Source organism: Variovorax sp. AB1(2024) (assembly GCF_037482385.2).
Taxonomy (GTDB): Bacteria; Pseudomonadota; Gammaproteobacteria; order Burkholderiales; family Burkholderiaceae_C; genus Variovorax.
Genome location: NZ_JBBHKP020000001.1, coordinates 301,719 through 313,793 on the forward strand (window position 1 = coordinate 301,719; position 12,075 = coordinate 313,793).

A 12,075-nucleotide genomic window follows, 5' to 3' on the forward strand; every position below is an offset into this window, starting at 1 on the left:
CGCTGCGCTGCGTGTAACTCCACCCCCCAGGGGGAGGCGCGGCCGCCTTGGGGCGGCCCGGCGGTCGGCCGCCAGCGGGTTCAATCTAAACAGATCAAGGAGCGCTCTCATGGAACGCGATCAAGCCAGCCAGTTCATCAACGACCTGCTCAAGCTCATGGTGAGCCGCGCCGGCAGCGACCTGTTCATCACCGCCGACTTCCCGCCGGCCATCAAGGTCGACGGCAAGGTGACCAAGGTGTCGCAGCAGGCGCTGGGCGCGCAGCACACGCTGGCGCTCACGCGCTCGATCATGAACGACCGCCAGACGGCGGAGTTCGAGCGCACCAAGGAGTGCAACTTCGCGATCTCGCCCACCGGCATCGGCCGCTTCCGCGTGAACGCGTTCGTGCAGCAGGGCAAGGTCGGCATGGTGCTGCGGACCATTCCCGCCAAGCTGCCCACCATCGACAGCCTGGGCATGCCCCAGGTGCTTAAGGAAGTGACGATGAGCAAGCGCGGCCTGTGCATCCTGGTGGGTGCCACGGGCTCGGGCAAATCGACCACGCTGGCCGCGATGATCGACTGGCGCAACGAGAACTCGTTCGGCCACATCGTGACGGTGGAGGACCCGGTGGAATTCGTGCACCCGCACAAGAACTGCGTGGTGACGCAGCGCGAAGTGGGCATCGACACCGACAGCTGGGAAGCCGCGCTGAAGAACACGCTGCGCCAGGCGCCCGACGTGATCCTGATGGGCGAGATCCGCGACCGCGAGACCATGGAACACGCGGTGGCCTTCGCCGAGACCGGCCACCTTTGCATGGCGACGCTGCACGCCAACAGCGCCAACCAGGCGCTGGACCGCATCATCAATTTCTTCCCCGAAGAGCGCCGCGCGCAGTTGCTGATGGACCTGTCGCTGAACCTGCGTTCGCTGGTGTCGCAGCGGCTGGTGCCCACCGAGGACGGCCTGGGCCGCGTGGCGGCGGTCGAGGTGCTGCTGAACACGCCGCTGATTTCCGACCTGATCTTCAAGGGCGAGGTGGGCGAGATCAAGGAGATCATGAAGAAGAGCCGCAACCTGGGCATGCAGACCTTCGACCAGGCGCTGTTCGACCTGTTCGAGAGCCACTCGATCACCTTCGAGGACGCGATCCGCAACGCCGACTCCGCCAACGACCTGCGGCTGCAGATCAAGCTCAACAGCCAGCGCGCGCGCAGCACCGACCTGGCCGCCGGCACGGAGCATTTCGCGATCGTCTGAAACAGCAGCCCGCCGACTCAGTCGATCGTCTTCTGCCACGCGGCGAACGCGCCCGCCGCCAGCGCAATGACCGCCATCGCGGTGAAGCCGTCGAGCGAAGCCATGAAGGTGGCCTGTTGCTCGAGCGTTCGCCAGAGCGTGCCCAGCGCCATTGCATGGGCCTCGCCCGCCGCATGGCCGGCCGCGGCGAAACCGTGGGTCAGCGACTCCAGCGCCTGCATGAAGGCGGCGTTCGCGGGGTTGGCCGACTCGCTCAGGCGCACTTCGTGCAGCGCCAAGCGGTGCTGCTGCAGCGCGATCACGCTCGACGTCGCGAATGAAATCGCCAGCTGGCGCACGAGGTTCTTGAGCCGGTAGCCGTGCGCGAATTCTTCCGCCGCGAAGGGCCTGAAGGTGAGGTTGGCCACGGGCAGCACCACGAACAGCATCAGCAGGCCGCGCAGCAGCAGAGGGGCCAGCAGGGCCTCTCGCCCCGCCTGCGGCGTGACCTGCGACAGCCACCACGCCGCCAGCGCCGCGATACCGAAGCCCGCGACGATGAGCCACTTCTTGCGCGTCAGCCGCGCCGAATAGCGCAGGTAGACGAACACCAGCAGCCCGGTGGCGAGCGAGGCGGCGCCGGTGAAGTAGCCTGTATTGCCCACCGTGAAGCCGAGCCCGCCTTCCATCAGGCGCGGCAGCAGGTAGCTGAAGCCCGTCGACAGGTAGTAATAGACGACGTAGAGCGCAAGCCCCACGCGGAACGACGCATTGCGCAGCGCATGCAGCCGCACCAGCGGCGCGGGGTGCCGCCACTGCTGCCAGCCGAACCATGCAAGCCCCGCGACGCCGGCGAGCGTGAGTCCGATCAGCGCGGGCGAGCCTGTGAACAGCTCGAAGTGCGAGCGCGTGAGCACCACCTGCAACGCGGCCTGCGCGAGCGCGAACACGACGTAGGCGATGTAGTGCGGCTCGGTGCGTTCGTGCGGCGCGACGTCGCCGATGTCGGGCAGCGTCCAGAGCACCAGCAGGCCGATCAGCACCGCAACCGGCGCGGTGCTGGCGAACAGCCAGCGCCAGTCGAAGTTGGTGACGAGAAAGGCGCCGGCAATGGGCGCCAGCGCGCCGCCGAACACGATGAGCACCATGAAGGCCTTCAGCGCCTGGCCGCGTCGCGCGGGCGCGATGCCGATCTGGATCAGGATGCGGCAGGCGCCGAGCATCGGCCCGACGAAGTAGCCCTGCACCGCGCGCGCGGCCGTGAGCTGCATCGAGCTGTCGCAAAGCGCGGCACCCACGCCGCCCAGCGCGAAGGCGAACATGCAGACCGCGAGGTAGCGCCGGTAGCCCAGCCGCTCGACCCACGCATGCTGGTGCAGGATGCCCAGCACCGCGCCCAGCGCATAGGCGCTGGAGGCCCACACCAGCTCGTCGGGCGAGGCGTTGACGCCGCCGGCAATGTAGCTCGCGAAGAAGGCGAACAGCGCGTTGTCGAAGTAGTCGATGGCCGTGACGAGGCCGATGGCCCAGGGCAGCAGCGCGACCGCGGCATTGCCGCGCGAAGGCCGCGCCAGGGCCGGGGAGCTCATGGCGCCGGCCGCTCCTTGCGGCGCTGCTCCAGCGCTTCTTCCACCGGCTCGCCGGCAAGGCGGCGCTCCACGTAGTCGAGGTCGCGCCGCAATTGCGCCTGCAGCGCCGCGGCTTCCTTGAGTTCGCGGCGAACCTGGGCCACGCGCGCATCGAGCGTCGAGAGCTGCCCGGTCAAGGTTTCGCGCAGGGTCTTGAGCGATGCGTTCGACAGGCGCGGACGGCCGCCTTCGGCCGGCGCTTCCATCGGCTGCTGCAGCATCGTGGTGATGGCCGTGAGCGAGAAGCCCAGCGAACGCATGCGCAGCACGCGCGCGAGCTTGTCGAGGTCGGCTTGCTCGTAGAGGCGGTAGCCGCCTTCGCTGCGTTCCGGCACCACGATGCCCAGCTCTTCGTAGTACTTGAGCGTGCGCGGCGTGACCTCGAGCCGGGCCGCGGCGTCGCGCACGGTGATGGTCCTGGCGGGGTTCGGCGTGGTCATGATGGCTCCATTCTACCCAAACCTGTACGTACACGTACAGGTTTGGGTCATCGCACCGGTCGCGGAATGGCTTTAAGCTGTCGCCCCATGAGCAGCATCAACCCCCGCACCTACGAATCCGTCCCCGCGCAGACCGTCGCCTTCCTGGGCCTCGGCGTCATGGGCGGCCCCATGGCCGGCCACCTGGCCAAGGCCGGCCACAGCGTCACGGTCTACAACCGCACGCCCGCCAAGGCCCAGGCCTGGGTCGCCGAATTCGGCGCGCCGGGCCGCCATGCACCGACCCCGCGCGAGGCCGCCGCGGGCGCCGACATCGTGTTCTGCTGCGTCGGCAACGACGACGACCTGCGCTCGGTGGTGCTGGGCGACGACGGCGCCTTCGCCGGCATGAAGAAGGGCGCGGCATTCGTCGACCACACGACCGCCTCGGCCGACGTGGCGCGCGAGCTGGCGAAGGCGGCACAGGCGCTGGGCCTGCATTTCATCGACGCCCCCGTCTCGGGCGGCCAGGCCGGTGCGCAGAACGGCGCGCTCACCGTCATGTGCGGCGGCGACGCGGCCGTGTTCGAGCGCATCAAGCCGGTGGCCATGGCGTTCTCTCGCGCGGTCACGCTGCTGGGCGAAAGCGGTGCCGGCCAGCTCGCGAAGATGGTGAACCAGATCGCCATCGCGGGGCTGGTGCAGGGCCTGTCCGAAGCCATCGCCTTCGGCCAGCGCGCCGGGCTCGACATGGAAGCCGTGCTGGGCGTCATCAGCAAGGGCGCGGCCCAGAGCTGGCAGATGGAAAACCGCGGAAAGACCATGATCGAGGGCAAGTTCGACTACGGCTTCGCGGTCGACTGGATGCGCAAGGACCTGGGCCTGGTGCTCGACGAAGCCAAGCGCAACGGCGCGCGGGTGCCGGTGACGGCGCTGGTCGACCAGTTCTATGCCGACGTGCAGCGGGCTGGCGGGCGGCGCTGGGACACTTCCAGCCTCATCACCCGCCTCAAATAAGAAAAGCCCGCTCAGCGGGCTTTTTCAATTCGGGGACTTTCTTTCAGCGAACCGGCGCGGTCGTCGCGCCGCTGGCCGGCAGCGGCTCCATCGGCGGCAGCGGCACGCGGGACGATGAAGAAGAAGCCGGCACCACCGTCGACGAAGGCGCCGACGGCGTAGCCGACGTCACCGGCGCGGGGCCCTGGCCGCCGCGCTGCGCCGCGGCCTGGTTCGCCGCCTGGCTGGCGGCCAGGTCGGCTTCGGAGACGACCTCGACCACGCGCACCACCTTCACCACGCCCGTCACGCCACGCGTGATTTCGGTGGCGCGGTCGGTTTCGCGGCGGGTGGCGATGCCCATCAGGTAGACCACGCCACGCTCCGTCACCACCTTGAACGAGTTGGCGAAGATGTCCTTGGCGTCGAGCAGCGAGGCCTTCACCTTGCCGGTGATGTACAGGTCGTTCGAGCGGTCCTGGAAGGTGCTCGAGCTGCCCACGGTCAGCTCGTTGACCACCGAGCGCACATTGACGATGCGGCTCACCTCGTCCTCGACGCGTCGGCGGTCGGCGTCGCTGCCGACGGCGCCGGTCAGCAGCACCTGGCGGTTGTAGCTGGTGACGCTCACGTACATCTGGTCGTTGGCGATGTCGCGCACCCGGGCAGCGGCGCGCAGCTCGATGCCCTGGTCGTCGAGCTGGGCGCCCGAGCTGCGGCGGTCGGTCGCCACCATGCCCACGCCCACTACCGCGGCGCCGCCCACCACCAGCGGCACGCAGGCGGAAAGGCCCGCGACCAGCGCGCCCCCCAGGGTGAGCGCGATGGCGAAACGTCGGGCTGGTGTCGTCTTCATGGTTGCGAGGGTCATGGGGAAACTTCCTGTTCTCCGAGTAACTGGGCATCCACGCCGTCGCACAGGCAATGCAGCGCGAGCAGATGGACTTCGTGGATGCGTGCCGCACGCTCGTGCGGCACGCTGATCTGGACGTCGGTTTCGCGCAGCGCGCGGCCGATGGCGCCGCCGGTGCCGCTGCTGCCGGCGCCCGGCGCCGACGGTGCGCCCGAGGCGGCATTGCCCAGCAGCGCGACCACGGTCATGTCGCGTTCGTGCGCGGCCGTCACGGCCGCGAGCACTGCGGCCGATTGGCCGCTGGCGCTCAGCGCGAGCAGCACGTCGCCGGCCTGGCCGAGCGCGCGCACCTGGCGGGCGAAGCGGTCGGCGTCGATGGCGTTGGCGCTGTCGGCATTGGGGTCGGTGGTGTCGCCGGGCAGCGCGATGGCGCCGAGCTCGGGCCGCTCGCGTTCGAAGCGGCCCACGAACTGCGCGGCGAACTGGGCCGCCAGCAGCCCCGACACGCCGGCACCGCAGGCGAGCACCTTGCCGCCGCTGGTCACGCAGGCCAGGATGGCCTGCATTGCCTGAGAGATGGGTTTGCTGAGGACCGGTCCGGTCTGGTATTTGAGGTCGGCACTATCGATGAAGTGCTGCTGAATCCGTTGCTCGAGCATGAGGCGGGATGATAACTGGGGGCTGTGAAACAAGACGTGTGAGTTGTGGAGCCTTCAAGAGGGCTTCAGTTCCCGCGAAAGAGGTATCAGCCGGCATCGAAGGCCGCCTGCAACCAGGTGATTTTCTCCTCGACCAGCACCACGTCGAAGCGGCACGGCGGCAGCGTGCGCAGCTGGTTCAGGTAGTGCCGCGCCGCGAACACGATGCGCCGCTGCTTCAGGCCGGTGATGCTGCCGCCCGCGCCGCCGTGCGTGCCGCTGCTGCGCTGTCGGACCTCGACGAAGACCAGCGTGTGGTCGCGCGGATCGCGCATGATCAGGTCGATCTCGCCGCCGCCGCGCCCGGGCGTCCGATAATTGCGCGCGACCAGCACCAGGCCGGCGTCCTGCAGATGGTCGAGCGCGGCGTCTTCCGCCGCATCGCCGCGATGCTTCGTTGTGGTGTCGGTCTTCATGGCTCCCTGCCTGCAATCTTCTTGTTCGATCTGACGGAGAAACCTCTTGGCTTCACTCGCCCCTGCTTCTTTCGGCGCCGCCCTCGCGGCCGCGCACGACGCCGCGGGTGCGCAGCATTATCCGCAAGGCACCCTCTACGTGGTCGCCACGCCGATCGGCAACCTGGCCGACATCACCTTGCGCGCACTGCATGTGCTGCAGCTGGTCGACGCGATCGCCTGCGAGGACACGCGCCACACCCAGAGCCTGCTGCGCGCCTACGGCATCGACCGCCCCGGCGCGCGGCTGCTCGCGGTGCACCAGCACAACGAGGCCGAGGCCGCGCAGGCCGTGGTCGCGCGGCTTGCGCAGGGCGAGCGCATCGCCTATGTCAGCGACGCCGGCACGCCCGGCGTGAGCGACCCCGGCGCGCGGCTGGCCGCCGCCGTGCGCGCGGCGGGCCAGCGCGTGCTGCCGCTGCCCGGGGCCAGCAGCGTGACCACGCTGGTCGGCGCGGCGGGCCTGGTGGCCGACGGCGGCGACGGCAATGCCAGCAGCGCCTTCGTGTTCGCCGGCTTCCTGCCGAGCAAGGCCGGCGAGCGCGACACCGCGGTGCAGGCGCTGTCGCAGGAACCCCGCGCCGTGGTGCTGCTGGAGGCGCCGCACCGCATCGAGAGCCTGGCGCGCGCCCTCGCCACGCTGGGCGAACGCCGCATCACCGTGGGCCGCGAGCTTACCAAGCAGTTCGAGGAAATCGCGACCGTCGCGGCCAGCACCCTGCCCGACTGGTTCGGCGCCGACCGCGACCGCACGCGCGGCGAGTTCGCGCTGGTGCTGCATCCGGTGGCGGTGAGCGGCGACGGCGGTGCCGAGGGCGAGCGGGTGCTGCGGCTGTTGCTGGCGGAACTGCCGGTGAAGACGGCGGTGAAGCTGGCCGCGGAAATCAGCGGTGCGCCGCGCAATACCTTGTATGAACTGGCACTGCGCATTCGCAACGGGGCGGAAGACGCCTAGCCCGACAGAAACTCCGGCGGCACGGCCGCCGTCAGCCAGACACCGTTCTCGGCGCAATGAAAGGCGTGGCCCAGTGCATGCATGCGGCCTGCGTCAACCACGAGCACATGCGCTTTGCCATGCCGGCGCCCAACCTGCACCGCGGTGGCTTCATCGGCCGACAGATGTACATGCTGCCGGGCTCCCGGCAGGAGACCATGCGCGCGGATCGCGTCGAGAAAACGAGTGGCCGTGCCATGAAAAAGCAATGCTGGCGGTGCCAACGCTTCGAAGCCACGGCTGACTTGCTGCGTCGAATGGCCTTGCAGGGCGCGGATGCGGCGCCCGTCGGCGGACAGCTCATAGCGCTTCTTCGTGCCCGAGTCGACCGCCTGCACGACGTCCGCGCGCGCGAGGTCGCGCCCTCCGGCCGCGGCGCCCGCCACCAGCGCATCGATATCGGCCCAGCCTTCCGCATCGAGCCGCAGGCCGACCGATTCCGGCGCATGACGCAGCACGTAGGCGATGAACTTGCTGGCGCTCTCGGGCGTCATGGCGCGGCCTTCCAGTGATCTCGATGCGTCAGCAGCGCGTCCATGAGCCTCTGTGCGTGCGGTGTCGGAGGGCGATCGGCACCGTGGAACATGTGATATTCGAGCGGCGGATAGCCCTGCAACGGAATCGCCACCAGACCCTTTGGAATGCGGCAGCAAGCGTTGACCACGGCAAGTCCGAAACCCAGCTGAGCGAAACGCAGCATCAGTTCCCAGCCATTGGCTTCGAGCGACGGCTGCCACGGCACCGACTCCGCCTGAAGCAGCCGGCCCAGCATTTCGCGGTGCGGCCGCCCTTCCGGCGGCACGATCAGTTGAGCGTCCTTCAAGTCGCGCAGGCGCACCGATTTGCGTGAAGCCAGGGCATGCGCGCGCGGTACGACCAGTACCTGGCCCACGACCGTGAGGCGCACCGCCGCCAGGTCTTCAGGCGCAGTGCCCAGGGGCGCAATGCCGAGTTGCGCCTGTCCGGCCCGCACCGCCTGTATTGCTTCGTCCCGGTTGCGCGTGAGCAATTGCAGGTGCGGCGAGGCGCCAGGACCCGAGAACTGCGACAGAGCCTTGCCCAGCAGATAGAGATAAGCCCCCTCGCCCGCAGCCAGCGTGACGACCGGCTGGTCTCGCCCAGCGGCAAGGCCTTTGACGAAGCGTTGGTTGAGCGCGAGCAGCTCCCGCGCATGCCGTGCGACCTGCTCACCCGCACTGGTGAGCTCGAGCGCGCCACCGATCCGCATGTACAGCCTTGCATCAAGCTGTTCGGCCAATTTTCGCACTTTCGCATGCAGGGCCGGCTGGCTGATGTGAAGCAGGCGCGCCGACTCGCTGAAGTTCAGCGTGTCCGCGAACACTGCGAAAGACTGAAGGGCGTCGAGATTGGTGCGAGGAACATCCATCTATCCATTTTATGGATAGCACATCCAATATCAGTAGTTCCTGATGATTGGCTTCATTTCTACGATTCGCCTGCTTCAAACACAAAGGGAATCAGAAATGCAAGACTCCACTCATCTCCCCCGGCTCGGCATCGACATCGGCCGGGTGCTCATCGCCGCCGAAGGCGCTGGCGGCGCGGACACCTCGTTCATCGGCGGCTCGCTGCAAGACGCACTGGCGACGCCGCCGTACGAAGGCATGTTCGACGCCGTCGCGCCGCTGGTCGAAAGGTTCGAAGGCCGCGTCTGGCTGGTCTCGAAGTGCGGCCCCAGCGTTCAGGCAAAGAGCCGTGCGTGGCTGCAGCACCACCGCTTTTTCGAACGCACCGGCATCGCACCCGCCAACCTGCGCTTCTGCCTTCAAAGGCCGCAAAAGGCCGATCACTGCCGCGACCTGCGCATCACGCACTTCATCGACGACCGCACCGACGTGCTGCGCCATCTGGAGGGCATCGTGCCGAAACGGTATCTCTTCGGCCCGCAGAGCAAGCCGGTGACAGTCGCAGGACTGGTGCTGCTGCCGTCGTGGAACGATGCGGCTGCAATCGTGGCCTGAAGGTTCAGGCGCCGTCAGCCGTCCAGCTCCGCATAGCGCCTGAAGATCCCGTCTTCATTGAATGCGATGCGCCGCGGGCTCTGCAGGTAGTCGTGCACCCGCTGGCGGCGCTTGACGTTGCCATGCAGCTTCTCGACCGCCGGCGTTGCAGCCAGCGCGCGCGCCGTGGCCTTGGGGAATGCATAGCGCAGGCCATCCACCAGCTGGAACAGCGACAGGTCCGCGTAGGTCAGCGTGTCGCCGACCAGGTGCAGGCTGCCCGCCGGGTTGCGCTGCAGCACCTCTTCGAACCAGTCGAGGAACTTGGGGATGCGCTCTTCGCGAAAGGCCTTCGCGCGCTGCATGGCGGCGTCGCGCTGGTCTTCGTAGTAGGCGCCGGTCGATATGGGATGGTGCGTGTCGTGCGCCTCCGCCACCGCATCGGCAATGGTGAGCTGCAGTTGGTGCGTCCACAGCCCGTCGGACTCGCCCACGCCCGACAGGCCCAGCCGTGGCCCGAGGTACAGCAGGATCGCGGCGGTCTGGCCGACCACGATGTCGCCGTCGACCAGGAAGGGCGGCGCGAAAGCCGGGCGCGCGTTGCCCGCGTCCCCGAGGCGGCGGCCCAGCGCGGACTCTCCACCGCCTTTCGACTCGGGCAGCCGCGCCACGTCGACGTAGTCGGCGCCGGCCGCCTCGAGCGCGAGCCGCACGAATTCACCGCGGCCCTGGATGGTGGGCCAGTAATGGAGTTGGTATGGCATGCGGCCATGGTGTCATGGCTCGGCGGGCCGCTGCAAGGCTTTGGCGCGAAGCATCGGCTTCGGCTGACATGCACACTCAGCGCAGCACCATGCCCGCCAGCACCGCCACCAGCAGGCCCAGGTACACCCAGGTGTGGATGCGGTCCGGAATGCGGCCGATCAGCGGCGCGGCCATGCGCACGCCAACCAGCGAACCCGCAACCAGCGCAGCGAACGCAGGCACGTCCACGTAGCCGATGTGCCACCCTTCCAGCGACGAGGCCGAGTTCCATGCGAGCCCCATGTAGGTCGCGGTGCCGGCCAGCGCAACAGGCAGCGACAACGGGTTGGCCATGGCGGTGGCATGCGTCATGGCGGCGCCCCGGCGGCGCATCAGCGGCACGGTCATGACGCTGCCGCCCACGCCGAGGAACGCGGCGATCAGCCCGATGACGAAGCTGCCGAAGCTCGCGACCCGGCCCGACAGCGGGCGTGCTGCGGCGGGTGCGGTGTGCTTGAGAAAACCAGGGCGGAACACGCAATCGAGGATGGTCGCGCCGAGGTACGCGATGAAGGCCCAGCGCACGAACTCGCCATCGGCCGCAACGGCCGCCGCAGCTCCCACCACGGCGCCTGCGCCGATGGGCCGCAGCAGCGGACGCACCTGCGCCCAGTCGAGCGTGCCCGCGCGCTGGTGTCGCCGCGTGGCGAGCATGGCGCTGACGATCATCACGCAGGTCGAAGTGGCCACGGCGATGTGCATGGCGGACTGGCCGGTGGCGCTGCCCGCGCCGTGTTCCGCAATCAGCGCACGGTAAAGCAAGGGAACGACGACGAAGCCGCCGCCAAAGCCGAACAGCACGGTGGTGGCGCCTGCCAGGCAACCGAAGCCGGCAAGCATGAGATGGATCGACACGAAACGCTCCTGGGCATTGAGGACAAGACCGTCACGATAGGTTGGCGAGGCTTGGCGCGCTTGCGCATGTGGGCCAATAATGTTCGCGTTCCGGCCAACCCGCTTTTTTTACCGACCCGATGCGCAACATTCCGCTCGACTCCGTGGATGCCATCGCCCGCGCGGTGTTGGCCATAGGCACCGACTACCCGCCGGGCACGATGCTGCACACGCACAGCCACCGGCGCGCGCAGTTCCTCTACGGGGCGACCGGGGTGATGGAGGTCGGCACCGACGACGGCGCCTGGGTCGTGCCGCCGCAGCGCGGCGTGTGGATCCCGGCCGGCAAGCCGCACCGGGTGCGCATGCTCGGGGTGAGCACGCGCAGCCTCTACATCGAGCCGCGCGACGTGCCGCGCAAGGGCGACCAGTGCGAGGTGCTGAACGTGTCGCCGCTGCTGCGCCAGCTGCTGATGGAAGCGATCGAGGTGCCGCCCAAATACGACCGACAGGGCCGCGATGGTGTGCTGATGCGCCTCGTGCTGCACGAGGTGGCGCGCGCCGAGGCCTTGCCGCTGCTGCATGTGCCGCTGCCGCGCGACCCGGCGCTGGCGGGGCTCTGCGTGGAATTTCTCAGGCGGCCCGGCATCCACGTGGCGCCGTCGACATGGGCGGCGCAGTTGAACGTCAGCGAACGCACCTTCAACCGCCGCTTCGGCCTCGAGACGGGCATGGCTTTCGGCAAGTGGCGTCAGCGCGCCTGCGTGCTGGTGGCGCTGTCACGGCTCGCGGCGGGCGAGCCGGTGACGGTGGTGGCGCTGGACATGGGCTACGACAGCCCGGGCGCGTTCTCGACGATGTTCCGCAAGACGCTGGGGCGCCCGCCCTCGCATTTCACGATGGCGTAGAGGCGCGTCGAGGGCCGGAGCGCAGGCTCACCAGAACTTCCACCATGGCCGCGGCGCCTGCCGCAACGCCAGCGGGCGGGTGTCGAGGTCGTCGGTATTCTGCGGCGCGATGGTGTCGCCCGAGCGGCGCCGCATTTCGGTTTCGAGCGCATGTGCGATGCCGCGCGCCTTTTTCTCGCCGCGCAACGCGCGCCGCCGCCATTCGGCGGCATGCGCTGCCAGGCTGGCCTCGTCCAGATCAGTCAACTCCGTCATGGGTGGGAAAAAGAAAAACCGGAAGCTTTTGGGAGCTTCCGGTCT

Annotated in this window: 15 protein-coding genes; 5 read left to right on the forward strand and 10 right to left on the reverse strand. The window is 68.7% G+C overall.

Annotation, left to right across the window (positions count from 1 at the left end; translation table 11 throughout):
- Positions 1–109: 109 nt before the first annotated feature.
- A complete protein-coding gene (locus WIX39_RS01420) occupies positions 110–1,246 on the forward strand; it encodes a PilT/PilU family type 4a pilus ATPase (protein ID WP_081266043.1) in 1,137 nt (378 codons plus the stop codon).
- Positions 1,247–1,263: 17 nt separating this feature from the next.
- On the opposite strand, the gene WIX39_RS01425 is transcribed toward WIX39_RS01420, so the two are convergent.
- Both WIX39_RS01425 and WIX39_RS01430 read right to left on the reverse strand, forming a co-directional pair.
- Positions 1,264–2,814: an MFS transporter gene (locus WIX39_RS01425; protein WP_106936639.1), complete on the reverse strand. Its 1,551-nt coding sequence runs from the start codon at positions 2,812–2,814 to the stop codon at positions 1,264–1,266.
- Complete coding sequence (locus tag WIX39_RS01430; RefSeq protein ID WP_106936638.1) at positions 2,811–3,293, reverse strand: MerR family transcriptional regulator; 483 nt, start codon at positions 3,291–3,293, stop codon at positions 2,811–2,813. The genes WIX39_RS01425 and WIX39_RS01430 overlap by 4 nt, the downstream gene beginning before the upstream one ends.
- A gap of 87 nt (positions 3,294–3,380) precedes the next feature.
- Between WIX39_RS01430 and WIX39_RS01435 the strand changes: the two genes are divergently transcribed.
- Entirely contained in the window at positions 3,381–4,289 is a 909-nt protein-coding gene (locus WIX39_RS01435; RefSeq protein ID WP_106936637.1) for an NAD(P)-dependent oxidoreductase, read from the forward strand.
- A gap of 43 nt (positions 4,290–4,332) precedes the next feature.
- Here WIX39_RS01435 and WIX39_RS01440 read toward each other — a convergent pair whose 3' ends face one another.
- The 3 genes from WIX39_RS01440 to WIX39_RS01450 all read right to left on the reverse strand — a co-directional run bounded on the left by WIX39_RS01440 (position 4,333) and on the right by WIX39_RS01450 (position 6,235).
- On the reverse strand, positions 4,333–5,139 hold the full coding sequence (locus WIX39_RS01440; RefSeq protein WP_106936636.1) for a BON domain-containing protein: 807 nt from the start codon (positions 5,137–5,139) through the stop codon (positions 4,333–4,335).
- Positions 5,136–5,780, reverse strand: a complete 645-nt coding sequence (locus tag WIX39_RS01445; RefSeq protein ID WP_081266048.1) for an SIS domain-containing protein — start codon at positions 5,778–5,780, stop codon at positions 5,136–5,138. The genes WIX39_RS01440 and WIX39_RS01445 overlap by 4 nt, the downstream gene beginning before the upstream one ends.
- An 86-nt stretch (positions 5,781–5,866) precedes the next feature.
- Positions 5,867–6,235: a YraN family protein gene (locus WIX39_RS01450; protein WP_081266049.1), complete on the reverse strand. Its 369-nt coding sequence runs from the start codon at positions 6,233–6,235 to the stop codon at positions 5,867–5,869.
- A 46-nt stretch (positions 6,236–6,281) separates the two neighbouring features.
- Here WIX39_RS01450 and rsmI point away from each other — a divergent pair, with 46 nt between their 5' ends.
- Entirely contained in the window at positions 6,282–7,229 is a 948-nt protein-coding gene (rsmI, locus tag WIX39_RS01455; protein ID WP_106936635.1) for a 16S rRNA (cytidine(1402)-2'-O)-methyltransferase, read from the forward strand.
- Here rsmI and WIX39_RS01460 read toward each other — a convergent pair.
- Both WIX39_RS01460 and WIX39_RS01465 read right to left on the reverse strand, forming a co-directional pair.
- The gene (locus WIX39_RS01460; protein ID WP_106936634.1) at positions 7,226–7,762 is read right to left on the reverse strand and encodes an RNA 2'-phosphotransferase; all 537 of its coding nucleotides are present in this window, start codon (positions 7,760–7,762) and stop codon (positions 7,226–7,228) included. The genes rsmI and WIX39_RS01460 overlap by 4 nt on opposite strands.
- On the reverse strand, positions 7,759–8,655 hold the full coding sequence (locus tag WIX39_RS01465) for a LysR family transcriptional regulator (protein ID WP_106936633.1): 897 nt from the start codon (positions 8,653–8,655) through the stop codon (positions 7,759–7,761). Before WIX39_RS01465 ends, WIX39_RS01460 begins: the two co-directional genes overlap by 4 nt.
- Positions 8,656–8,698: 43 nt before the next feature.
- Here WIX39_RS01465 and WIX39_RS01470 point away from each other — a divergent pair, with 43 nt between their 5' ends.
- Positions 8,699–9,250 carry a hypothetical protein gene (locus tag WIX39_RS01470; protein WP_409194386.1) on the forward strand — a complete coding sequence of 184 codons (552 nt, stop codon included), beginning with the start codon at positions 8,699–8,701 and terminating at the stop codon, positions 9,248–9,250.
- Between the two features lie 14 nt (positions 9,251–9,264).
- Here the strand turns inward: WIX39_RS01470 and WIX39_RS01475 are convergent, their stop codons facing one another.
- Positions 9,265–9,993: a glutathione S-transferase gene (locus WIX39_RS01475; protein ID WP_106936632.1), complete on the reverse strand. Its 729-nt coding sequence runs from the start codon at positions 9,991–9,993 to the stop codon at positions 9,265–9,267.
- A gap of 76 nt (positions 9,994–10,069) precedes the next feature.
- Entirely contained in the window at positions 10,070–10,873 is an 804-nt protein-coding gene (locus WIX39_RS01480; RefSeq protein WP_106936631.1) for a sulfite exporter TauE/SafE family protein, read from the reverse strand.
- Positions 10,874–11,007: 134 nt separating this feature from the next.
- Between WIX39_RS01480 and WIX39_RS01485 the strand changes: the two genes are divergently transcribed.
- Positions 11,008–11,775, forward strand: a complete 768-nt coding sequence (locus WIX39_RS01485; RefSeq protein WP_106936630.1) for an AraC family transcriptional regulator — start codon at positions 11,008–11,010, stop codon at positions 11,773–11,775.
- A 27-nt stretch (positions 11,776–11,802) separates the two neighbouring features.
- On the opposite strand, the gene WIX39_RS01490 is transcribed toward WIX39_RS01485, so the two are convergent.
- The gene (locus tag WIX39_RS01490) at positions 11,803–12,030 is read right to left on the reverse strand and encodes a hypothetical protein (protein WP_081266057.1); all 228 of its coding nucleotides are present in this window, start codon (positions 12,028–12,030) and stop codon (positions 11,803–11,805) included.
- Positions 12,031–12,075: the final 45 nt, after the last annotated feature.

Bases quoted from the DNA above. Each gene is read 5' to 3' on its own strand.
- WIX39_RS01420 (WP_081266043.1), top strand. From the start codon at position 110: ATGGAACGCGATCAAGCCAGCCAGTTCATCAACGACCTGCTCAAGCTC.
- WIX39_RS01425 (WP_106936639.1), bottom strand. From the start codon at position 2,814: ATGAGCTCCCCGGCCCTGGCGCGGCCTTCGCGCGGCAATGCCGCGGTC.
- WIX39_RS01430 (WP_106936638.1), bottom strand. From the start codon at position 3,293: ATGACCACGCCGAACCCCGCCAGGACCATCACCGTGCGCGACGCCGCG.
- WIX39_RS01435 (WP_106936637.1), top strand. From the start codon at position 3,381: ATGAGCAGCATCAACCCCCGCACCTACGAATCCGTCCCCGCGCAGACC.
- WIX39_RS01440 (WP_106936636.1), bottom strand. From the start codon at position 5,139: ATGACCCTCGCAACCATGAAGACGACACCAGCCCGACGTTTCGCCATC.
- WIX39_RS01445 (WP_081266048.1), bottom strand. From the start codon at position 5,780: ATGCTCGAGCAACGGATTCAGCAGCACTTCATCGATAGTGCCGACCTC.
- WIX39_RS01450 (WP_081266049.1), bottom strand. From the start codon at position 6,235: ATGAAGACCGACACCACAACGAAGCATCGCGGCGATGCGGCGGAAGAC.
- WIX39_RS01460 (WP_106936634.1), bottom strand. From the start codon at position 7,762: ATGACGCCCGAGAGCGCCAGCAAGTTCATCGCCTACGTGCTGCGTCAT.
- WIX39_RS01465 (WP_106936633.1), bottom strand. From the start codon at position 8,655: ATGGATGTTCCTCGCACCAATCTCGACGCCCTTCAGTCTTTCGCAGTG.
- WIX39_RS01470 (WP_409194386.1), top strand. From the start codon at position 8,699: ATGATTGGCTTCATTTCTACGATTCGCCTGCTTCAAACACAAAGGGAA.
- WIX39_RS01475 (WP_106936632.1), bottom strand. From the start codon at position 9,993: ATGCCATACCAACTCCATTACTGGCCCACCATCCAGGGCCGCGGTGAA.
- WIX39_RS01480 (WP_106936631.1), bottom strand. From the start codon at position 10,873: ATGCTTGCCGGCTTCGGTTGCCTGGCAGGCGCCACCACCGTGCTGTTC.
- WIX39_RS01485 (WP_106936630.1), top strand. From the start codon at position 11,008: ATGCGCAACATTCCGCTCGACTCCGTGGATGCCATCGCCCGCGCGGTG.
- WIX39_RS01490 (WP_081266057.1), bottom strand. From the start codon at position 12,030: ATGACGGAGTTGACTGATCTGGACGAGGCCAGCCTGGCAGCGCATGCC.